General features: G+C 68.4%; 21 protein-coding genes. 14 read left to right on the plus strand and 7 right to left on the minus strand.

Annotated elements, in window-relative coordinates; translation table 11 throughout:
- Positions 1-137: 137 nt before the first annotated feature.
- Entirely contained in the window at positions 138-974 is an 837-nt protein-coding gene (locus HNP51_RS00145) for a hypothetical protein (RefSeq protein ID WP_184265550.1), read from the plus strand.
- Here the strand turns inward: HNP51_RS00145 and HNP51_RS00150 are convergent.
- Positions 971-1,450: an Lrp/AsnC family transcriptional regulator gene (locus HNP51_RS00150; RefSeq protein WP_184265553.1), complete on the minus strand. Its 480-nt coding sequence runs from the start codon at positions 1,448-1,450 to the stop codon at positions 971-973. The genes HNP51_RS00145 and HNP51_RS00150 overlap by 4 nt on opposite strands.
- Before the next feature lie 87 nt (positions 1,451-1,537).
- Here HNP51_RS00150 and HNP51_RS00155 point away from each other — a divergent pair, with 87 nt between their 5' ends.
- The gene (locus HNP51_RS00155) at positions 1,538-2,449 is read left to right on the plus strand and encodes a DMT family transporter (protein WP_184265556.1); all 912 of its coding nucleotides are present in this window, start codon (positions 1,538-1,540) and stop codon (positions 2,447-2,449) included.
- 128 nt (positions 2,450-2,577) lie between these two features.
- Here HNP51_RS00155 and HNP51_RS00160 read toward each other — a convergent pair whose 3' ends face one another.
- Entirely contained in the window at positions 2,578-3,990 is a 1,413-nt protein-coding gene (locus HNP51_RS00160) for a PAS domain-containing methyl-accepting chemotaxis protein (protein ID WP_184265559.1), read from the minus strand.
- A 188-nt stretch (positions 3,991-4,178) separates the two neighbouring features.
- Between HNP51_RS00160 and fliI the strand changes: the two genes are divergently transcribed.
- The 3 genes from fliI (at position 4,179) to HNP51_RS00175 (ending at position 7,180) form a co-directional block, all read left to right on the plus strand.
- Positions 4,179-5,516 (plus strand): flagellar protein export ATPase FliI, encoded by a 1,338-nt coding sequence (fliI, locus tag HNP51_RS00165; RefSeq protein WP_184265562.1) that lies wholly within the window; start codon positions 4,179-4,181, stop codon positions 5,514-5,516.
- A gap of 22 nt (positions 5,517-5,538) precedes the next feature.
- Positions 5,539-5,952, plus strand: coding sequence for a flagellar export protein FliJ (locus HNP51_RS00170; RefSeq protein ID WP_184265565.1), 414 nt, complete (start codon positions 5,539-5,541; stop codon positions 5,950-5,952).
- A 169-nt stretch (positions 5,953-6,121) separates the two neighbouring features.
- Positions 6,122-7,180, plus strand: coding sequence for an endo-1,4-beta-xylanase (locus tag HNP51_RS00175; RefSeq protein WP_184265568.1), 1,059 nt, complete (start codon positions 6,122-6,124; stop codon positions 7,178-7,180).
- Between the two features lie 90 nt (positions 7,181-7,270).
- Here HNP51_RS00175 and ctrA read toward each other — a convergent pair whose 3' ends face one another.
- Positions 7,271-7,972 carry a response regulator transcription factor CtrA gene (gene ctrA, locus HNP51_RS00180; protein WP_184265572.1) on the minus strand — a complete coding sequence of 234 codons (702 nt, stop codon included), beginning with the start codon at positions 7,970-7,972 and terminating at the stop codon, positions 7,271-7,273.
- 373 nt (positions 7,973-8,345) lie between these two features.
- Between ctrA and HNP51_RS00185 the strand changes: the two genes are divergently transcribed.
- Complete coding sequence (locus tag HNP51_RS00185; RefSeq protein WP_184265575.1) at positions 8,346-8,732, plus strand: chromosomal replication initiator DnaA; 387 nt, start codon at positions 8,346-8,348, stop codon at positions 8,730-8,732.
- Positions 8,729-9,463 carry a DUF6456 domain-containing protein gene (locus HNP51_RS00190; protein ID WP_184265578.1) on the plus strand — a complete coding sequence of 245 codons (735 nt, stop codon included), beginning with the start codon at positions 8,729-8,731 and terminating at the stop codon, positions 9,461-9,463. Before HNP51_RS00185 ends, HNP51_RS00190 begins: the two co-directional genes overlap by 4 nt.
- Before the next feature lie 426 nt (positions 9,464-9,889).
- Here the strand turns inward: HNP51_RS00190 and HNP51_RS00195 are convergent, their stop codons facing one another.
- Complete coding sequence (locus HNP51_RS00195; protein WP_184265581.1) at positions 9,890-10,321, minus strand: SufE family protein; 432 nt, start codon at positions 10,319-10,321, stop codon at positions 9,890-9,892.
- 145 nt (positions 10,322-10,466) lie between these two features.
- Here HNP51_RS00195 and HNP51_RS00200 point away from each other — a divergent pair, with 145 nt between their 5' ends.
- Genes HNP51_RS00200 through HNP51_RS00210 form a run of 3 tightly spaced genes read left to right on the plus strand, consistent with a single transcriptional unit; the run spans position 10,467 to position 13,048 of the window.
- A complete protein-coding gene (locus tag HNP51_RS00200) occupies positions 10,467-12,155 on the plus strand; it encodes a HAMP domain-containing sensor histidine kinase (protein ID WP_260398254.1) in 1,689 nt (562 codons plus the stop codon).
- 58 nt (positions 12,156-12,213) lie between these two features.
- Positions 12,214-12,465, plus strand: coding sequence for a hypothetical protein (locus HNP51_RS00205; protein WP_184265584.1), 252 nt, complete (start codon positions 12,214-12,216; stop codon positions 12,463-12,465).
- A gap of 16 nt (positions 12,466-12,481) precedes the next feature.
- Entirely contained in the window at positions 12,482-13,048 is a 567-nt protein-coding gene (locus HNP51_RS00210) for a hypothetical protein (protein ID WP_184265586.1), read from the plus strand.
- A gap of 39 nt (positions 13,049-13,087) precedes the next feature.
- Here the strand turns inward: HNP51_RS00210 and HNP51_RS00215 are convergent, their stop codons facing one another.
- Positions 13,088-13,927: a hypothetical protein gene (locus HNP51_RS00215; protein ID WP_260398255.1), complete on the minus strand. Its 840-nt coding sequence runs from the start codon at positions 13,925-13,927 to the stop codon at positions 13,088-13,090.
- A 92-nt stretch (positions 13,928-14,019) separates the two neighbouring features.
- Here HNP51_RS00215 and HNP51_RS00220 point away from each other — a divergent pair, with 92 nt between their 5' ends.
- From HNP51_RS00220 to HNP51_RS00230, 3 genes are all read left to right on the plus strand, one after another.
- On the plus strand, positions 14,020-14,352 hold the full coding sequence (locus HNP51_RS00220) for a DUF1491 family protein (protein WP_184265593.1): 333 nt from the start codon (positions 14,020-14,022) through the stop codon (positions 14,350-14,352).
- A gap of 321 nt (positions 14,353-14,673) precedes the next feature.
- Positions 14,674-15,054: a hypothetical protein gene (locus HNP51_RS00225; protein WP_184265598.1), complete on the plus strand. Its 381-nt coding sequence runs from the start codon at positions 14,674-14,676 to the stop codon at positions 15,052-15,054.
- Positions 15,055-15,124: 70 nt separating this feature from the next.
- The gene (locus tag HNP51_RS00230) at positions 15,125-16,687 is read left to right on the plus strand and encodes a tetratricopeptide repeat protein (RefSeq protein WP_311769875.1); all 1,563 of its coding nucleotides are present in this window, start codon (positions 15,125-15,127) and stop codon (positions 16,685-16,687) included.
- A 52-nt stretch (positions 16,688-16,739) separates the two neighbouring features.
- On the opposite strand, the gene mnmH is transcribed toward HNP51_RS00230, so the two are convergent.
- The gene (mnmH, locus tag HNP51_RS00235) at positions 16,740-17,795 is read right to left on the minus strand and encodes a tRNA 2-selenouridine(34) synthase MnmH (protein WP_184265601.1); all 1,056 of its coding nucleotides are present in this window, start codon (positions 17,793-17,795) and stop codon (positions 16,740-16,742) included.
- Positions 17,795-18,850, minus strand: coding sequence for a selenide, water dikinase SelD (selD, locus tag HNP51_RS00240; protein ID WP_184265604.1), 1,056 nt, complete (start codon positions 18,848-18,850; stop codon positions 17,795-17,797). The genes mnmH and selD overlap by 1 nt, the downstream gene beginning before the upstream one ends.
- 172 nt (positions 18,851-19,022) lie before the next feature.
- On the opposite strand from selD, the gene HNP51_RS00245 reads away from it, so the two are divergent.
- On the plus strand, positions 19,023-19,703 hold the full coding sequence (locus HNP51_RS00245) for an SDR family NAD(P)-dependent oxidoreductase (protein WP_184265607.1): 681 nt from the start codon (positions 19,023-19,025) through the stop codon (positions 19,701-19,703).
- The last annotated feature ends 89 nt before the right edge of the window (positions 19,704-19,792 follow it).

Below are 19,792 nucleotides of genomic sequence, written 5' to 3' on the forward strand. Positions count from 1 at the left end.
AGCCCTTATACGCATCAGACAAGATGCGCACTGCACAGGAATTCTAAGCGATAACCTAGAAGGGATGGAATGAACCATTCCGCAACGCCTCGCCTGCATGACAGGGCGCGCTCATCCAATTCGGGGGATCCCGCTGCATGACCGAGATCAGGATTTCCGGCGTCAAGGCTGTGCGCTGGTTGCGACGCGCGCCCCAGGATCTCGACCTCCTGCTGAATACCGGCCTTGAGGACGACCGCCACGAATACCTGTGGCGCATCATGTCGGCGACCGGCGACAGCCTCGTTCTCCAGTGTGAGGAAACCGGCGTCCGGCGCAGCCTTTCATTTGCTCAGGTCGCTCGTGCGACCATCATTGTGCCCGACGGCCACCCGCTGATCGCCAGCGTGGAAGCAATGATCGATCCCGCCGAGCGTGCGCTCGAGGAAACGGCCCGAGCCCTGGCGCCTCATCTTCAGGGCGGCCTGCACAATCTCATGGACGCCCCGATAATCCTCAAGGCCGTGCAGCAGGGGGCCGCAGGGGACCTCCCAGACCGTGACGGGCGAAAAAACCAGGCTTCCGCGCTAAAGGCCAACGGACAGTGGCGCCTGGGCGCACGCATCGCTGAAAGCTGGCGAACGGCGGCGTCGGCGGCCAAGGTCCCTGCCGCAGACATTGATATCGATCTTGCCCTCTTCCTGCGAGAAGCCGGAGAGGTTCGATCCGCCGCCCGGGTCGTCGAACAATTCCTGGCGGACCGCCCCCCGCCCGGGGCCGAGGCTGTCCTTCGTCGGCAATTCGCGGCCCTGCTCGCAGACCTGTTCGAGCGCGGCCGTCGACGGGATCCCGAGTTGCTGAATAGAGCCGAACGCGAGGCTCGCCACGCCTACGCCATCACCATGAACATGGCGCCGCCGGGACGAGCCGCACAAGCGGACCCTGAAGCCGGCGCCCTGTTCAATCGACTGAAGTCCCTCGCCGAAGCGCCCTAACGCAGCCCCCGCCGCGCCGGGTCAAACGGCAACACCTCCCGGATCGAGATCAGGGTCTTGAAGGCCCGTACCCGGGCGTCGTCGTTCAGCACCTCGCGGGTGAAGACCTCATAGGCCTCCATGGTCGGCACGCGGACATAGAGGACGAAGTCGGTCTCGCCGGTCACGTACCAGGCGGCCTGAACCTCGGGCCGAGCCGTCAGGCTGTCGATCAGGGCGTCCAGCACCCCTGTGCCCTCGCGCTCCATCTCGACCAGGACGTGCATGGTCAGGGCGCGGGCCAGCCGGGCCTCGTCGATCACCGCCACGTCGGCGACGATCACGCCCTCCTCACGCAGACGGCGCAGACGGCGCGACACGGCCGATTCCGACAGCCCCACCTTGTCCGCCAGCACGCGCGCGGGCTGCAGGTTGTCGCGCCGGACCAGATCCAGCAGCCGGCGGTCAAAATCGTCGAGCGCGACGGTTTCCCGCATCTCAATTCACCCAGACCACGTTTTCTTGCATTCTATCAGCAGATTTCAGCGAGAAACACAGGCGGCTTTTCACTAGGTTCCCGGCCGATGTCCTCCCCGACCCTGCCCCTGAATTCCCCGCGCCTTTCGGCCGCCCTGCCCTATCTCGCCCTGGTCGGCGGGATGGTGTCGCTGGCGGTCGGCACCTCCTTCGCCAAGGGCCTGTTTCCGCTCGTCGGCGCCGAAGGGACGGCGGCGCTGCGCGTCGGCCTGTCGGCCTTGGTGTTGGTGGCGATCTGGCGACCGTGGCGGTTCCGCCTGACGCGCTCGGACGCCGGACGGGTTCTGCTTTACGGCCTGGTGCTGGGCCTGATGAACCTCAGCTTCTACATGGCGCTGCGGACCATTCCGCTCGGCCTGGCCATCGCCATCGAGTTCGCCGGGCCGCTGAGCCTGGCCCTGATCCATTCGCGACGCTTGGTGCATTTCGCCCTGGTCGGCCTGGCCGTCGCCGGTCTGGCCATGCTGCTGCCGATCTGGAGCGGGGTCGAGGGGCTGGACCCGGTCGGCGTCGGCTTCGCCGCCTTCGCCGGCCTGTGCTGGGCGCTCTACATCGTCTTCGGCAAGCGCCTGTCGCACATGCACGCCGGTCAGTCGGTGGCCCTGGGGATGAGCACCGCCGCCCTGGTCATCCTGCCCTTCGGCGTCTCGTCTGCGGGCCTCGCCCTGCTGGCGCCCGCCGTCCTACTGATGGGTCTGGGTGTGGCCCTGGTGTCCAGCGCCCTGCCCTATTCGCTGGAGATGATCGCCCTGCGCCACATCCCCAAGCGCACCTTCGGCGTTCTGCTCAGCGTCGAGCCCGCCATCGGCGCGGTGGCGGGCATGATCCTGCTGCACGAACAGCTCAGCCCCCTGCAGTGGCTGGCCATCGGCTGCATCATCGCCGCCTCCATCGGCGCCGTCCTGACCGCGCCCCGAGGTCAGGCCCAGGTCCTGACCGAACCCGGCGCCCCAGCCTGATCAGACACCTATGAAGACCCTGCTCGCCTGCCTGCGCTCGCCCGTGCTGAACATCGCCGTCGGCCTTCTGTTCGGACTGATCTTCGCCCTCGTCATGCGGCTGGCCATCCAGCGCGTCTTCTGAAGGATCAGAAGGCGGCGCGCAGCCGCGCCCTCTGATCCTCCAGAGCAGCCGGCGCCCCGGGCGCCCCGGTGCGGAAGCCTCCGACCAGTCGCGCCAGGCCCTCGGCCTCGGCCTTCAGGTTGGCGGCCGCCGCCGTGGTCTGCTCGACCATCGCGGCGTTCTGCTGGGTGACCTGATCCATCTGGTTCACCGCCGCATTGACCTGACTGAGGCCCGACGACTGTTCCTGGGCCGAGGCCGCGATCTCGGCCACCAGGGCGTCCATCTCGCCCACCTTGCCGGCGATGGCGTCCAGCGACGCGCCCGCCTCGTTGACCAGCTTCACCCCCTGCGCCACCTCGGCGCCCGAAGCCGAGATCAGGCTCTTGATCTCCTTGGCCGCCTCGGCCGAACGCTGCGCCAGGGCCCGGACTTCGGAGGCCACCACCGCAAAGCCGCGTCCGCTGTCTCCCGCCCGCGCCGCCTCGACCCCGGCGTTCAGGGCCAGAAGATTGGTCTGGAAGGCGATCTCGTCGATGACGCCGATGATGTCGCTGATCTGGTTCGAGGTCTGGCGGATTCCGTCCATGGCGTTGATGGCCTCGCGCACCACCACCCCGGAGCGGTCGGCCTGACCCCGCGCCTCGCCGGCGACGCTCGCCGCCTGACGTGCGCCCTCGGCGCTGCGCTTCACCGTGGCGGTGATCTCGTCCAGGGCGGCGGCGGTTTCTTCCAGTGACGCGGCCTGCTGTTCGGTGCGCCGCGACAGGTCGTCCGAGGCGCTGGAGATTTCATCCGAGCCGCCGCGCAGACCCGAGACCGACTGCAGCACCTGGTTCATGGTCTGGCGCAGGCAGTCGACCGCATTGTTGAAGTCGTCCTTCACCCGACCGTGGGCGCCGCCCATCTCGCGGTCGATCAGGGCCGTCAGGTCGCCGTCCGACAGCTTGGACAGGCTGTCCGCCAGGGCTTCGACCAGTCCGTTCTGCGCCGCCTCGGCGCTCAGCCGATCGGCCTCGCGGCGCGCGGCCTCCTGCTCGGCCTCGGTGATGTCCACCGCCAGCTTGATGACCTTGACGGGCCGCCCGTCGGGCCCGAGCACCGGATTATAGCTGGCCTGCAGCCAGACCTCGCGCCCGCCCTTGGCCAGACGCCGGAACTTGGTCGCCACGAAACGCCCCGCGTTCAGGTCGCGCCAGAAGGCGGCATAGGCCGGGCTGGCGGCCTCGGCGGGGTCCATGAAGGTGCGGTGATGCTGCCCCCGGATCTCGTCCAGAGCATAGCCCATGGTCGTCAGCAGATTGTCGTTGGCGTCGAGGATATGCCCGTCCAGATCGAACTCGATCAGGGCCTGGGATCGACCGATCGCGGCCAGCTTGCTGTCCAGGTCATGGAGCTTCTGCTCCGCAACGCGCCTCTGACGTTTCCTGCCGAACATCCAGCCCGCTCCCCAGCGTTAGACTCGATCGATTGCCCCTGAAGCGTAAAATCTGAAACCTTAGTTTTCCTGCGGCGCGATCTACGGGCATTCCCGTAAGCTGACTTCACCGCTCGTTAACCACGATGAGGCATCCGTTAACGGTTAGAGCCGCTGCGTTTGACCCGACGCGGCCTGAGGGGCCCCGCTTGCGTAATCTCGTCGCCGCCGTCGAAGCGATCGACCCGCTGGTCGTCACCGGCAAGGTGGCGGGCGTCAGCGGTCTGCTGATTGAATCGCGCGGCGGCCTGTCCCGTCTGGCCGTTGGCGCCCGCGCCGAGATCCAGCGGCGCGGCCAGGCCCCCCTGCCCGCCGAGGTCGTCGGCTTTCGCGACGCCAAGGCCCTGCTGATGCCCTTCGGCCCGGTCGAGGGCGTGGCCCCCGGCGCCGACATCAAGATCATCGACACCGCCGCCAGCGTGCGCCCCACCACCGCCTGGCTGGGCCGCATCATCGACGCCTTCGGCCTGCCCATCGACGGGCTGGGACCCTTGCCGCAGGGCGCCGTTCCCTATCCCCTGCGCGCCTCGCCGCCGCCGGCCCATTCGCGCGGTCGCGTGGGCGAGCGGCTGGACCTGGGCGTGCGCTCGATGGACGTCTTCACCACCACCTGCCGAGGTCAGCGCCTGGGCATCTTCGCCGGTTCGGGCGTCGGCAAGTCGGTGCTGCTGTCCATGCTGGCCAAGCAGGCCACCTGCGACGTCGTGGTCGTCGGCCTGATCGGCGAGCGGGGCCGCGAGGTCCGCGAGTTCATCGAGGAGACCCTGGGCGAGGAAGGCCTGAAGCGCGCCATCGTCGTGGTCGCCACCTCGGACGAACCGGCGCTGAAACGGCGCCAGTCGGCCTATATGACCCTGGCCATCTCGGAATACCTGCGCGATCAGGGGCTGGAAGTCCTGTGCCTGATGGACTCGGTCACCCGCTTCGCCATGGCCCAGCGCGAGATCGGTCTGGCGGCCGGCGAGCCGCCGACGACCAAGGGCTATACCCCCACCGTCTTCACCGAACTGCCCAAGCTGCTGGAGCGCGCCGGCCCCGGCCCGATCCGCGCCGACGGCACCGAAGCTGGTCCCATCACCGCCCTATTCACCGTCCTGGTGGACGGCGGCGACCATGACGAGCCGATCGCCGACGCCGTGCGCGGTATTCTGGACGGTCACATCGTCATGGACCGCAAGATCGCCGAGCGCGGCCGCTTCCCCGCCATCGACGTGCTGAAGTCGGTCAGCCGGACCCTGCCCGGCTGTCAGACCCCGCCCGAGCGCGAACTGAACCGCCGCGCCCGTCAGTGCCTGTCGGCCTATGCCAACATGGAAGAGCTGATCAAGATCGGCGCCTATCGCACCGGGGCGGACCCCATCGTCGACCGCGCCATCGCCCTGAACCCCGCGCTTGAGAACTTCCTCGGCCAGGACAAGGACGACCACACCAGTTTGAGCGAAAGCTTTGACCGTCTGGAAACCATTCTGAACCAAGGAATGGTCTAACCGTGATCTGGAAGACCTCTGTATGACCGCCTGGGCCCAATCCCTGATCCGCATCTCCAACTATGAAGTCGAGACGCTGCAAAAGCGCCTCGCCGAGGTCGCCGCCCGCAAGGCCGAGGCCGAGATGCGCGTCGCCGTGCTGGACGCCGAGGTCGAGATCGAACGCCAGAACGCCCGCCTGGACCCGGCCTGCGGCATGATGCTGCAAGCCTATCTGAAGGGCTGGGCGCTGAAACGCGCTGACGCCGAAGGCGTAGTCGCCGCCGTCGCCGCCGAGGAAGAAGGCGCTCGCGACGCCCTGACCAGCGCGTTTGAAGAGTTGAAGAAGTTCGAGCACGTCGCCGAGGCCACCCGCCTCAGCAAGCTGCTGGCCGCCGCCAAGCGCGAAACCGCCGCCTTCGACGAAATGGGCCTGAGGCGCCGTGCCGGGGGCTAAGACGCCTCTTGATCCTCCCCCGCGCGCGGGGGAGAGGGACCATGCGCAGCATGGTGGAGGGGGCGAACCCGCCCGCCGCCATTTCTCATCCGATCTCCTGCCTGTATCCGCCCCTTCCACCGCTTCGCGGTCCCCCTCCCCCGTTTCGCTGCGCTGCTCGGGGGAGGATATGTCGCGCCGCACCCTGCTAGCCTCGACGCTCGCCCTGGCCGCCTGCGGCTCCGGCGAGGCCGCCGTCGACCGCCCCGTCCGAGCGCTCAAGTCCCTCGCCCCCTTCCCGGTCGGCACGGTCTGCATGACCGGCCAGCTGTCGGATCAGGCCTGGTTCCGGCTGGTCTCCGAACACTTCTCCCAGCTCACGCCCGAGTGGGAAATGAAGATGGAGTACATCCTCCAGCCCGATGGCTCGCTGCGCTTCGACGCCCCCGACCGCATCGCCTATTTCGCCCGAGATCTCGACCTGCGCCTCTTTGGCCACGCCCTGATCTGGTACGCGCAGGACCATCCCTGGTTCAAAGCCCTGACCGGGGACCGCGCCCGCTTCGCCGTCGAGTACGACCGCTATATCGCCGCCGTCGCCGGGCGCTGGCGCAGTCAGATCGTCGGCTGGGACGTGGTCAACGAGCCGGTGACGCACGACGGCAAGACCTTGCGCGAGTGCGTCTGGAGCCAAGGCCTCGGCGGAACCGACGCCTACATCATCCGGGCCTTCGAACAGGCCAGACTGGCGGCGCCCGAGGCGGTCCTCTTCCTCAACGACTACGACCTCGAGAACAATCCGGTGAAGGGCGCCACCTATCTGCGCCTGGTCGAGCGGCTGCTGAAGGTGGGCGCCCCGGTCACGGGCCTGGGCACGCAGAGCCACCTCGACATCGACATTCCCGCCGGCCAGGCCGCCGCCTTCATGCGCGAACTGTCCCAGTTCGGCCTGCCCATCCATGTCGCCGAACTGGACGCCTCCCTGCGCACCGGCAACCGGCTATTCGACCTGAAGCCGCGTCAACAGCGGGTCGAACAACAGACCGCCCGCGTCGCCGAACTGGCCGAGGCCTTCATGGCCCTGCCCCGCGCCCAGCAGTTCGCCTTCACCGTCTGGGGCGTGCGCGACACCGACAGCTGGCTGCGCCGCGGCGGCGAAGACGACGGCAAGGACAGCCCTTTGCTGTTCGACGCCGCGGGCCGGGCCAACCCGATGTTCCATGCGGTCGCCTCTTCCTTCTCCCCTTGAGGGAGAAGGGATCGAGCAAAACAAAAACGCCCGCCGGTTTCCCGGCGGGCGTTTCAAGCTTCAAACCTGAGTGGAGGCTCAGGCCGTCATTCAAGCGGCGACGTTGATGGCGCCTTCCGACGGGTCGCGTAGGACATAGCCCCGGCCCCAGACGGTTTCGATGTAGTGCTTGCCGTTCGCCGCCGTCGCCAGCTTCTTGCGCAGCTTGCAGATGAAGACGTCGATGATCTTCAGTTCCGGCTCGTCCATGCCGCCATAGAGGTGGTTCAGGAACATTTCCTTGGTCAGGGTCGTGCCCTTGCGCAGCGAGAGCAGCTCCAGCATCTGATATTCCTTGCCGGTCAGGTGCACGCGGTGACCGTCGACCTCGACCGTCTTGGCGTCCAGGTTCACAGCGATCTCGCCGGTGTGGATGATGGCCTGGGCGTGGCCCTTGGAGCGACGGACCACGGCATGGGTGCGCGCGATCAGCTCGTCCTTGTGGAAGGGCTTGGTCAGGTAGTCGTCGGCGCCGCCGCCGAAGGTCTTGACCTTGGTCTCGATCTCGTGCGTGCCCGACAGGATCATGACCGGCGTATTGATCTTGCCCACGCGCAGCTGACGCAGAACCTCAAGACCGCTCATGTCGGGCAGGTTCAGGTCCAGCAAAATGAGGTCGTAGTCATAGATCTTGCCCAGATCGATGCCTTCTTCACCCAGGTCGGTCGTATAGACGTTAAAGCCTTCCGACTTGAGCATCAGTTCGATGCTTTGGGCGGTGGCGTGATCGTCTTCAATCAGCAGGACGCGCATTCATGCCCCTCCAGGCAAAGCTTTGGTTCGGCCGCCAAGGGAGCGGCAGCCGGGTAACCTTGTTCCAACGTTAACGGGTCAAAACCTTAAGAAGGGTTAACGGGTCCCGATATGAAACGCTTAGGCTGATTTGCGAATCGCCGTCGAGAGTCCCGAGTCAAGGATTCGTTAATTTATTAACCACGTCGCGCATCTTGCCCCCTTGACGTTCGCAACATCCCCCGTCGCGCATCCATTGCTCCACAGCCGATCCCACGCCCGGCAAGGCGAAACGACCGATTCTGACGTTTGTTAGGACAAGATTCCTAACATACCCCTCAATAGGACAGATGATGGGGACAACAGAAAAATAGGTTCGGGAGCAACTGACGACATGGAATCCTATCGGGCCGAGCCCTATAGCGTGCCGGTGACGGAGGGCGACCGCATCCGCGCCGACGCGGCCCTGCATCTGGCGGCCTACGCCTTCGGGGTCCCCGCGACCGAGATGCTGCGGCGCGAACGCACCCGCCCGCGCGCCTGTCGCGCCCGCTGGTCGGCCATGTACCTGGCCCATGTCTCCTATGGCTGGCCTCTGGAACGGGTCGGCCACGCCTTCGGCCTGAACCGCGCCACCGCCTCGACCGCCTGCCGCTGGGCCGAGGACGAACGCGACGACGACAAGTACGACGCCGTCATGGACGGGTTGGAGACCTGTTTGCGCGCGGTGTCCGAACTGCCCGCCATTGATCTGGCCCTCAGCACCGGGGCCGCACGATGAGCCGCGCATTAGAGCGAGCCCGCTCCCTGCTGGACCGTCCCGGCGCCTGGCTGGATCAGTCGGGCGCCGCCTATCCCTTGCGGCTCGGCGGCGACCGGCGCGGGCGGGTGGTGCTGACCCTGGACGAGACGGCGTTCCGCGCCCTGATCGAGCGCCCCGGCCTGAGGCGACGTGACGGCGGCGGCTGGCTGCCCCGCCCCACGCCCGCCTGCAACACCTCGCTTTCACCAGGCTTGGCGCCCAGCCCGCCGCCAGGCCGTCCCGGCCTGATCGAGGGGGAGCGCGCCGTCATGGAGGCTGACGGGCGCGTCAGCACACGCCGCGCAAATCTGGGCGAAAGCCCCGTCGCCTGGCTGGCCCGACGCAAGGACGCCTCGGGCCGCCCCTGGCTGAGCCCCGCGGAGGTCGCCGCGGGCGAGCGGCTGCGCACCGAGGCGGAGATCGCCCTCAGCGGCCCGTCCCTGACCATGCGCTGGGACGCCCTGCCCCGTGCGGGGGGCGGCAGCTCCGCTCGCGTCGAACCGACCGACCGCGCCCTGTCCGCCGGCGCCCGCGTCGAGGCGGCGCTGAGCGCCTGCGGCCCGCGCCTGCGCGGCATGGTCGAGCGCGTCTGCATCCAGGGCACGTCGCTTCAGCTGGCGGAGGAAACCCTGTTCCTGCGCCGCCGCCAGGGCAAGACCGTGCTGAAGCAGGGCTTGCAGGCCCTGGCGGAACACTACGGGATCGGGTGAGCGAATAATGATGATCCTGCTGACCCTACCCCCGATGGGTAGGAGGCAACCTGACACCGGGGGCAGGGCAAAAACCGCCCACAAAAATCGTCGTTATCCACAATTGACAGCAATTGTTAAGGACTCCCATTCCGACGTTATGGCTCCGTGATTCGAATGGAACCCCTGGGGGAAGCTGATCGCGCTCTGGATGCCTTGTGGCGTGGCCTTTACGGCCAGCCGCTTCCGCTCCGCGGCGCGCCGGAACTCGCCCTCAAGGTCATCATTGAAAGCGAGAGGCTCCAATGGCTGCAAGAACCCGCCGACGTCGTTCCGCTTGGTCGCTCTCGCCGTTTGAGGCGATGCTCCTGATGCTGGCCATCGCCGCCCTCGTCGGCGCCTTCCTGACTGCCTTGTGAGGTCGCGTCCAAGCTTCTGACGCGTCGCCTAGGCTTCCGCCGCCGCTTCGCGGATCCGCCCGACCATGCTGTTCAGGCCATTGGCGCGCTGGCGCGTCAGGGCCGAAGGCAGACCCAGGCGGTCCAGGGCGGCGCGGGCGTCGAAAGCCAGGATCTCCGCTGGGGTGCGGCCCGAATAGAGCTTCAACAGCAGGGCGATATTGCCCTTTGACAAGGCGCTGTCGGAGTCAGCGTCGAAGAACAGCCGCCCCTCGGCGCGATGGCTCGACAGCCAGACCTGAGCGGCGCAGCCCGGCACCTTGTTGGCTTCGACGCGGGCGTGCTCCGGCAGGGGCGACAGCCCCTTGCCCAGATCGATGACGTATTCGATCCGGCCTTCCCAGTCGCCCAGCAGGTCGAACTCCTCGACCAGTTCGGCCAGGGTCTCGTCGAGGGTCTGCGTCGGAACGGCGTCGGTCATGCTCATGCGGGCGACATAGGCCCCGACGCCCGTGACGCCAAGCCCTGCGCCGTTTTGAGACAATCGCCCGCGAGGCGAGCAGCCTAGGGCACGGCCCCGTCAAGGTTTAGACTGCGCCCTTGAATCAACTGCGCAATGCCCCGGATTGAACGCTCCCGTCGCCCCGTCCCCGCCGACCGATCCCGCCGCTGACGACGCGCGCGGCGGCTCGGCGCTGGCCGCATGGCATGCGGGCTGGGCGGTCACCGTCGGGCTGACGGCTCTCGCGGCCGTCGGCCTGGGACAAGGCGGCGAGGGTTTGGACTTGGCCGTCCCCGCCGCCCTGACCATGGCGACGCCCGGCCTATTGGGTCTGATCCTGCTGGGTCGCGACGGCGAAGCGTTGCGCGCCGCTCTGCTGGCCGCCTGGGCGCTGGCGGCGATCGCGGCGTCGGGTCTGTCGGGCGGACTGACCGGGCCGTTAGGCGGGTTCGTCTTCATGCCTCTGGCCGCCGCGGCAGCCCTGGGATCGTCCCGGCTGGTCCCGTTCGGCGCGCTCGGTTCGGCGCTAGCGACCTTGGTCGGCCTGATCGCCGTCGCGGTCCACGGCGCCCCGGACGCCTCGCCCGGCATGGCGGCGGTCTCCGCCCTGTTGACGGCGGGCGCGGCCGCCATGGCCCTGCGTCTGAGCGCCGCCCGACAGACCCGCCGCCTCCTCGCCGTCGAAGGCGCGGTGGCTCAAGCCGAGACCGTTCTGGCCGGTCAGCCGGGGCTGACCCTGGTGCTGGACGCCTCGGGCGCGGCGCTGGCCGCCTATGGCGCAGCGCCCGCCGCCCTGCCGGTCGATCCCCTGTTCGAAGAGGGGCTCGTGGCCGCCGTCCACACGCCTGACCGCCCGGCGGTGCTGGCCGCCTTGGCCAAGGCCGCCGCCGGGTCCGAGGTTCACGTCCGCTTCGCCCCGCGCCTGGCGCTGGACCGCCGCATCCTGCTGGTGCTGCGCCGCCTCGATATCACTGAGCCGCCCCGCCTGATCGCCCTGGCGCTGGACGCCACGCTACAACACGCCCGGGAGGCCGGGCTGGAGGCCGCACGCGCCGAGGCCGAGGTCCAGAACGCCGGCAAGTCGCGCTTCCTCGCCAATATGAGCCACGAGCTGCGCACCCCGCTGAACGCGGTGATCGGCTTTTCGGACATCATGCGCCAGCGCCTGTTCGGCCCTATCCCAGACCGCTACGCTGGCTACGCCCAGTCGATCCACGAAGCCGGCGGCCACCTGCTGGACCTGATCAACGACGTGCTGGATGTCAGCCGCATCGAAGCCGCGCGATATGACCTGAACATCGAACGCTTCGACGTTCGCGAGATGGTGTCCGAGGCCCTGGCGCTGGTCCGGGTGCAGGCCGACGACAAGGGCGTGGATCTGGCCGCCGTCCTGCCGCCCGCCCCCCTGACCGTCGCCGCCGACCGCCGCGCGCTGAAGCAGATCGCGCTGAACCTGCTGTCCAACGCCGTGAAGTTCACGCCCGCCGGCGGCTCCGTCACCGTTCGCGCCGAAGCCCTCGGGCCGGATCTGGAGCTGACCGTGGCCGACACCGGCGTCGGCGTCGCGCCCGAAGACCTGGCCCGTCTGGGCCGCCCCTTCGAACAGGCCGGCGGCGCCGAACAGAGGGCGCAGGGCACGGGCCTGGGCTTGTCGCTGGTCCGTTCGCTGGCCGAACTGCACCACGGCGCGATGAGCATCGACAGCACCCCCGGCGAAGGCACCGCCGTCACCGTCCGCCTGCCGGTCGTGATTGCGACGCCCGCCCGCGCCGACGTCGAGGGCGAGGTCATCCCGCTAGACCGCAGCGCCTGACCCGACCGGGACGCGCGGCGAGCTTGCCGCCCCCGGCGCCGCAGCCTATGACATACCCATGATCACTCAGATCTTTCTTCTCGGCGCGGGACTGATCCTGCTGATCCGCCCCGACTGGTTCGCCGGCATCTCGGAAGGCCGTCGTCGGCGTCGGCTGGCGGCGCTGAACGCCGGCGCGACCGAGACCTTCTTCGAGGAGAAGCGCGCGCTGGAGGCCTATCCGGCGCGGCGATCGAGCCTGGGCCTGACGCGGCTACTGGGCGGCGTGATCGTCCTGACCATGCTGGCGCTCCTGCTTCTGCCGCTCTGATCCCGAGTTCCCGTTCATGATCGAACTGCTTTTCTCCGCCGCGCTGGCGGCGTCCCCCGTCGCTGGCGAGTCCCAGAGTCTAGGCGCCTGCATCTGGTCGCGTCTGCCCGCCGCCGATCAGCAGCAGATCCTGACCGCGTATGACCGGGGCATGACCTCGGCGACGAACGCCCTTCAACATCGGGATCTGCGGCTGATGGGCGCCGCGCCTGACTGCGCTGGCCGCACCGACTTGCCCACGCTCTGGGTCCGCTCGGCCGTCGCCGGCCACATCGTCCAGACAGGCGCGGCCGCCGCCGTATTGGCGGAAAAGGGCGTCGACCGCGCACGACTGGATGCAGCGTGGAGCGCGGCGCCCGCCGAGGCCCGCGATTGCGCCCTGGCCAACGCCGCCAAGGTTTTCGCCATCGACGGCCCCGTTTGCGTCAACCGCCGCGCGTCAGAGGCCTTCGCCCGCGAGCTGGGCCTCGATCCCACCGCGCGCGCCGACCGCAAAGCGTCGGGACAGACCCTGACCTATATGAACGCCAAGGCGTTGGAGTTGATCGCCCTGACCCTGATCGCCCGCGCGCCCCGGTCCTGAGTCACCGCCGCGTCGGGTTCCGGACGGCTGGGGTCGAACCTAGATCGCCCCCATGGCCAGGAAGGCGCGGCCCGCGGCGAAGTCCCCCGCCTCGAAACGGGCCTCGGCCACGCTGTCGTCGCGGAACAGGAACTGGATGACGAAGCTCTCGCGCGGGTCCAGCTGGGCCAGGGCTTCGGCGGCCTCGGTCGAGAAGGTCCAGGTCTCGCCCTGACGCGCGCCCTCGGGCAGCAGACTCGGTTCTGCGGCCTGGGCTGCGGCGGCGAAGAAGGAGCGACGCACCGATTCCGGCGGCAGCCCCCCGCCCGTCAGCCAGACGCGCGGGGCCTGGTCGCGATCACGCATGACCAGCCGCGCCGAATAAGGTCGGGGGCGTCCGACGAAGGAGACCACCGCTACGGGCGTCGTCGCCTTCGGCCCGGTTCCCGCCAGACCGAAACGCACGGGCGAGCCGCCGGTGGCGCTGTCCTGCACCAGCCGCCAGCCGATCGCCTTGCTTTCATAGCGATCCCCGCGCCAGGCGGAGCGGTCGCCGGGGAAGCTCATTCGGGCGGCGCGCGACCAACCGGAGAAACCCGCCTCGACTCGTGTCCGCACACGGCTCAGATCACTGTCGTCGCACGATGTACGTGAGGCCCTGGACCGCGCCCGCGCCGCCGCCGCCGACAGATCCGCCGCCGGGGTTCCCGCCCGCAGCGCCGCATTGCGCGCCTGCAGGGCCGCGGCGTCCAGGGCGGCGATCAGCTGAGGCTCGAACAGGTCGCACTTCTGATGCGCGGCCAGCATGAAGGCGCGATCATAGAAGGCGTCGGTCACCGCCGCGCGCGCCGCACCGACCGGCACCGCCAGCGTCATCGCCGCGAGCGTCGCTGCCAGCATTCTGCTGGCGGAACGGGGGGAAAGGCCTATCCTCATGAGCTTGATCCTAGGGCCGCAAGGTTCCGGTCCCGTGTCCAATCAGGGTTAGCGAATTGCTTCTTTCCACCGACGTCTGGGCCGGCGCCCTGATCCGCCGCGCCGAACTGGAAGGCGCCTACGCCACTGTGGTCAAGAAGGGCGACCCACGCGGCGGCGCCGTGATCGTCAAGGCCTACAACACCTCTGACCGCACTGCGCGCCTCTATACCGAGGCCACCGGCATGGACGGCGAGCCCCTGTGGATTCAGCCCGTCGTCAGCGACATGGAGAGCGAACTGGACGCCTATATCGAGCGCCAGCGCCGCTACGACCCCGACCTCTGGGTGGTGGAGATCGAGGACAAGCAGGGCCGGCACTTCCTGACGGAGAAGGTGCAGGAGGAATAGAGCGCGCCCGTCTTCCTCCCCATTCCATGGGGAGGTGGCGCGGCGCCGAAGGCGACGTGACGGAGGGGGCGGCGCCGCCCTGTCCAAGTTTGCGCTTCATACAGTCAGCGTCGCGTCGCCCCCTCCACCACTTCGTGGTCCCCCTCCCCATAGAATGGGGAGGAAAGCAGAACCAAGCAGGCCTCAAGCAGCGCGAAGCGCGGTAGGCCCCACAAAAATGGTAACCGCCCTGTTCACCGCGTTCGTGAACGGGACCGCAAGCGAGTCGGCCGTAAGCCTGTCTCATCGGGCCAGAAGGGCCTGGATAGCGGTGGACGGCCCATGCTGTTTCTCTTGAACGACGTCGTCTTCGATCTGGACGAGGCCTGCCCGGCCCCGAGTCATGACGTGCGACGCTTCGAGAAGCTGGACTTCGACTATGTGCTGGAGATGGGTTGCGACCTGTTCGCCGAGGACCCCATGCTGCACCGGAACGATCCGGCCCGCGCGCGGCGCCTGGCCTGGCTGATCGCGCACAAGACAGAAGGCGTGAACGCCGCCCTGTTCGCCGCTCCCGACGCCGGCTGCGCACCCGAACTGGTCGAGCCGCGCTTCTGCGCCCTGCCCGAGATGATCATGCGCCAGCTTCAGGCCCGCGCCAGCCACGGCCGCCTTAGCGCCGTCGCCGCCGACAAGGCCGTCTGGGGACGCATGGCGGCCTGACGCCACAGGCCCTTCCATCAGACAACGACGTTCGCTATCCCTGACAGGCATCGCCACCGGGGCCATCGACGTGAAGTTTTTCAACCCTTTGCTGCAACACCTGCGACGTGGCACGACCGCCGCTGTCCTGTCGATCCTGGCCGCGATCTCGGCCGGCGTCGCCCCCGCCCACGCCGACTGGCTCAAGGCCGAGAGCGAGCGTTTCATCGTCTATAGCGACGGCGGCGAGGGCAAGCTGCGCGAGTTCGTGCAGGAGTTGGAGACCTTTGACCGCTTCCTGCGGCTGCGCATGGGGCTGGACGTCAACGAGACTCCGCCACGCAAGCTGCCGATCTATCTGGTCGCCTCGCGCCGCGGCCTGACCCAGGTTCGCCCCGACCTGCCCGAGAACGTCGCCGGCTTCTACATGGCCACCGACGAGGACATCTTCGGCATCGCCCTGCGCGACCAGACGGTGAACACGCTGAAGCACGAATACGCGCATCACTTCATGATGCAGAACTTCTCCTATCCCTATCCGGGATGGTTCGTGGAGGGGTTCGCCGAATACTTCGCCACGGTCGAGATCGAAAAGTCCCGCATCCTGGTCGGCAAGTACAATGAGAATCGCGCCTACTGGCTGCAGGCGGCGTCGTGGATGCCGATGACGGAACTGTTGTCCAAGCGGCCGCTGCAGAGGGCGCGCAACCGCGAGACCTATTATCCGCTGGCCTGGCTGCTGACCCACTGGTTCCTGGGCGACCCCGAACGGCAAAAGGCCCTGGACGCCTATCTGCGCGATGTCGGCGCCGGCGGCGATCCGGTCGAGGCGATGCAGCGGGCGACCGGGCTGGACCCGACCGAGCTGAGCCGCACCCTGCGCCGCTACATGAACGGGCGGATTCCCTACCAGGCGGTGATGGTGACCTATCCGCCCGTGCCGATCATGGTGACCACCCTGCCGCGCTCGGCGGACGACCTGCTGTTGCTGAACCAGCGGTTGAAGATAGGCGTGCCCGCCGACAAGCGCGCCGCAACAGCCGAGGAGGTGCGCCGCGCCGCGGTCCGCCATCCCGACGCCCCTCTGGCCTTGCTGGCCCTTGGCCACGCTGAACTGCATTTCGGAGATCCCGCCGCAGCCGAGGCGCCCCTGCAACGCCTGCTGACGCTGGAGCCGGACAATGTCGAGGCCCTGCAATATCTGGTTCGCGCCCGGCTGAAGGCCGCGGAAGACGCCGAGACCCCGGAGGAAACCGACCGCCTGAAGGGCGAGGCGCGCAGCCTTCTGCACCGCGCCTACCGCGCCGACAACGCCAACTACGCCACCCTGTTGCTGATCGCCGAGAATCGCAGCGGCGGCGAGGGCTACCCCAACGACAATGACGTGACGGTGCTGGAGCAGGCCTTCGCTCTGGCTCCGCAGTTGGGCCAGGCCCGACTCAACCTGGCCCACGTTCTGATGATCCGCGACCGAAACGCCGAGGCCGTGACCCTGCTGGAGCCCCTGGTCAATGACCCCCACCGCCCGTCAGCCGGCGCACGCGCCCTGCTGCTGCGCGCCAAGGGAATCAGCGAAGCCGACGACGACGCTGCAGAGGCCGAACTTCTGCGCAAGGGCGAGGCGGAAGGCGAGGACATGCCCGAGGCTGACTGACCCCGGGCCATCAAATGGCGGCGTGGCGCCGCCTCGGGTGTTTTGGCCCTGACTAGGACGCTCGCCCGGCAAGGGCGGCGACCGCATCCGCGGCGCGATCCAGTTCGGACGGGCCGCAGTCGGTCAGATCGATCTGGCCGATGTCCCGCACGTGCTCGCGCGAGGCTCGCCGATAGGCGGGGTCGTAGTGATGGAGCATCAGGGCCGTCGCCAGGCCCGCGATGTCGCCGTCCTGCGACAGCTTGCGCCATGTCGCGATGGCTTCGCGGCTGTGATGGCTGGGGAGACGCCTCAGGGCGTCGTCGCGCGCGTCGGCGTCCAGTTCGAAAGCGGCGTAGTCATGAAGCACCAACCGAACCCGCGCGGCGAGCGGCGCGGTCAAATGGATGCGCGGCGCCGCCTTCATGGCTGACCAGATCATCGGCGGCAGGGTCAGCCGGCCGATCTTGCTCGACTCGGCCTCAACCACGATCGGCCGGCCCGGATCGAGCCGGTCTAGCGCTTCGACCAGGCGCGTCTCGAACAGCTTCTGACTCGGCTGGGGCACGCCGGTGGACCCGAACAGCGACCCCCGGTGCGCAGCCAGGGCTTCCAGATCGAGGCTCTGCACGCCTCGGGTCGCCAGTCGAGACAGGACGGCGGTCTTGCCGCTCCCGGTCAGACCGTCCAGCAGGAGCAGCTTGAGCCCAGGCTCGGCGGGTTCATAGAGGCGTGACACCACATGCCGCCGCCAGACTTGATAGCCGCCCTGCAACTGCGTGATCGGCCAGCCCACCTGCTCCATGATGGTCGCCATCGCGGTCGAGCGTTGCCCCCCTCGCCAGCAATAGACCAGAGGCTGGAAACTGCTGTCGCGATCCGCCAAGCCGCCTTCGAGGTGAGCAGCGATATTGCGCGCCACCAGCGACGCCCCCAGCCGCCGCGCCAGGAATTTGGAGCGCTGGACATAGATGGTCCCGACCTCGGCCCGCTGGGCGTCGTCCAGAACCGGCAGATTGATCGCCCCCGGCAGGTGGTCCTCAGCGAACTCGCCTGGGCTGCGGACGTCGATCAGGGCATCGTACCGCGCAAGCGCCGCAAGGCTGACGTCGGCGGACTTGCGGATCATCAGGCGGACCGTCCCACGATCACCGACGGCGCGCCCGTCATGACCCGGCCCACGCAGCGAGAGGCGGAGAAGCCCATGGCGCAGAGCATGTCCATCACGGCCTCGACGCCTTCAGGCGCCGCCGAGATCAACAGCCCGCCGGCGGTTTGAGGATCGGTCAGCAGATCGCGCCGCCAGACCGGCAGATCCGGGGGGAGCGTGACGGACCCGCCATAGGCCGCCCAGTTCCGGGTGGAGGCCCCGGTTCGCACGCCGTCGGCGGCCAGATCGCCGGCGCCGGGCAGATAGACGGGGGCCGTCGGGTCGATCTCCACAGCGACCCCGGATCCGCGCGCCATCTCCAGCGCGTGGCCCAGAAGCCCAAAGCCGGTGACGTCGGTGACGGCGTGGACGGCTGGAAACGCCGACAGTCCTGCGCCCGGGGTGTTCAGTTGGGTCATCGAGGCGATCATGGCCGCATAGCCCTCCTCGTCCAGCCGCCCCTGCTTGAAGGCCGCGCTCAACACGCCCACGCCCAAGGCCTTGGTCAGGATGAGCACGTCCCCGGCCTGAGCGCCGCGGTTGGTCAGAACCCGATCCGGATGGACCAGGCCCAGGGCCACCAGACCGTAGATCGGCTCGACGCTGTCGATGGAATGCCCGCCCGCGATCGGCACGCCCGCAGCGGCGCAGACCGACGCCCCGCCTTGAAGCACCTTGCCGATGGTCTCGGCGGACAACTGCCCGATGGGCATGCCGACGATAGCCAGGGCGAAGATCGGCGTCGCCCCCATGGCGTAAACGTCGGACAGGGCGTTGGTCGCGGCGATCCGCCCGAAGTCGAAGGGATCATCGACCATCGGCATGAAGAAGTCGGTCGTGGCCACCAGGGCCTGCTCGTCGTTCAGTCGCCACACGGCCGCATCGTCCGAGGTCTCGGCGCCCACCATCAGATTGGCGAAGGGCGCCGCCTGGGGTGTCGAAGCCAGGATCGACTGCAGCACGTCCGGTGCGATCTTGCAGCCGCAGCCGCCGCCGTGAGCAAGCGAGGTCAAGCGGGGTTCTGAATGAGTCATGCTTCGCCCTCTCGCGTCGTGAGCGAGGCGTCAACCTCCGTTTCGCTTCTGAAAGCGTCAAGGCGCGGGCGCCAACCCGTGAAGAGCCCCGATCCGCGCCGCCCTGCGCCCGCGCCTTGACCCCTGGCCGGTCGCGCCCGAAGCTGCACCCCTGTTTCAAAAAAGGCCTCTGATGAGCAAGCGAGTCACAATCATCACCGGCGCCTCCGGCGTGCTTGGACGGGCGATCGCGGACGCGGCAGGGGCGCGTGGCGATATCGTCGTCGCCGTGGACCACGGCCCCGTCGAGCGAGCGGACAGCGACGACTGGATGGGCCTGGGCGGCGTTGACCTGACTGATCCGACCGCCGCCGCCACGGCCATGGAGGCCGCGTTTCAGCGTTTTGGCCGCATCGACCACCTGCTCAACGCGGTCGGCGGCTTTGTCTGGCAACCGACTAACGGCCCGCTGGACAGCTGGGATCGGATGCACCGGATGAACGTCACAACCGTGCTCAACGCCTGTCGCGCCGCCCTGCCCCATCTCCTCCAATCGACCGCCGGACGCATCGTCAATGTCGGCGCCCTGGGCGCGATCCAGGCAGGCGCGGGCATGGGAGCCTACGCCGCGTCCAAGGCTGGGGTGCACCGGCTGACGGAAGCCCTGGCCGAGGAGACCAAGGCGACGGCCCTGACGGTCAACGCCGTCCTGCCCTTCATCATCGACACCCCGGCCAACCGCGCCGACATGCCTGACGCCGACGTCTCGACCTGGGTTCAACCTGCGGAACTGGCGGCGGTCATGCTGTTCCTCGCCAGCGGCCCGGCATCGGCGGTCACGGGCGCGCTGGTGCCGGTCAAGGGACGCGTCTGAGAAGGCGCGTCGGCGAGCAAAGACGACGACTTTCGCCGCCCTGAGCCCTTGGACATCACCGAAGACCACGGCATCGTGGAGGAATCAGC

The sequence above is a fragment of the Brevundimonas bullata genome (assembly GCF_014207965.1).
GTDB classification, from domain to species: Bacteria; Pseudomonadota; Alphaproteobacteria; order Caulobacterales; family Caulobacteraceae; genus Brevundimonas; species Brevundimonas bullata_A.

Bases quoted from the DNA above. Each gene is read 5' to 3' on its own strand.
- ctrA (WP_184265572.1), bottom strand. From the start codon at position 7,972: ATGCGCGTCCTGCTGATTGAAGACGATCACGCCACCGCCCAAAGCATC.
- selD (WP_184265604.1), bottom strand. From the start codon at position 18,850: ATGACTCATTCAGAACCCCGCTTGACCTCGCTTGCTCACGGCGGCGGC.
- HNP51_RS00215 (WP_260398255.1), bottom strand. From the start codon at position 13,927: ATGCTGGCAGCGACGCTCGCGGCGATGACGCTGGCGGTGCCGGTCGGT.
- HNP51_RS00150 (WP_184265553.1), bottom strand. From the start codon at position 1,450: ATGCGGGAAACCGTCGCGCTCGACGATTTTGACCGCCGGCTGCTGGAT.
- HNP51_RS00160 (WP_184265559.1), bottom strand. From the start codon at position 3,990: ATGTTCGGCAGGAAACGTCAGAGGCGCGTTGCGGAGCAGAAGCTCCAT.
- HNP51_RS00225 (WP_184265598.1), top strand. From the start codon at position 14,674: ATGCTGTTTCTCTTGAACGACGTCGTCTTCGATCTGGACGAGGCCTGC.
- HNP51_RS00155 (WP_184265556.1), top strand. From the start codon at position 1,538: ATGTCCTCCCCGACCCTGCCCCTGAATTCCCCGCGCCTTTCGGCCGCC.
- HNP51_RS00175 (WP_184265568.1), top strand. From the start codon at position 6,122: ATGTCGCGCCGCACCCTGCTAGCCTCGACGCTCGCCCTGGCCGCCTGC.
- HNP51_RS00190 (WP_184265578.1), top strand. From the start codon at position 8,729: ATGAGCCGCGCATTAGAGCGAGCCCGCTCCCTGCTGGACCGTCCCGGC.
- HNP51_RS00210 (WP_184265586.1), top strand. From the start codon at position 12,482: ATGATCGAACTGCTTTTCTCCGCCGCGCTGGCGGCGTCCCCCGTCGCT.
- HNP51_RS00185 (WP_184265575.1), top strand. From the start codon at position 8,346: ATGGAATCCTATCGGGCCGAGCCCTATAGCGTGCCGGTGACGGAGGGC.
- HNP51_RS00195 (WP_184265581.1), bottom strand. From the start codon at position 10,321: ATGACCGACGCCGTTCCGACGCAGACCCTCGACGAGACCCTGGCCGAA.
- HNP51_RS00170 (WP_184265565.1), top strand. From the start codon at position 5,539: ATGACCGCCTGGGCCCAATCCCTGATCCGCATCTCCAACTATGAAGTC.
- mnmH (WP_184265601.1), bottom strand. From the start codon at position 17,795: ATGATCCGCAAGTCCGCCGACGTCAGCCTTGCGGCGCTTGCGCGGTAC.
- HNP51_RS00145 (WP_184265550.1), top strand. From the start codon at position 138: ATGACCGAGATCAGGATTTCCGGCGTCAAGGCTGTGCGCTGGTTGCGA.
- HNP51_RS00205 (WP_184265584.1), top strand. From the start codon at position 12,214: ATGATCACTCAGATCTTTCTTCTCGGCGCGGGACTGATCCTGCTGATC.
- HNP51_RS00245 (WP_184265607.1), top strand. From the start codon at position 19,023: ATGAGCAAGCGAGTCACAATCATCACCGGCGCCTCCGGCGTGCTTGGA.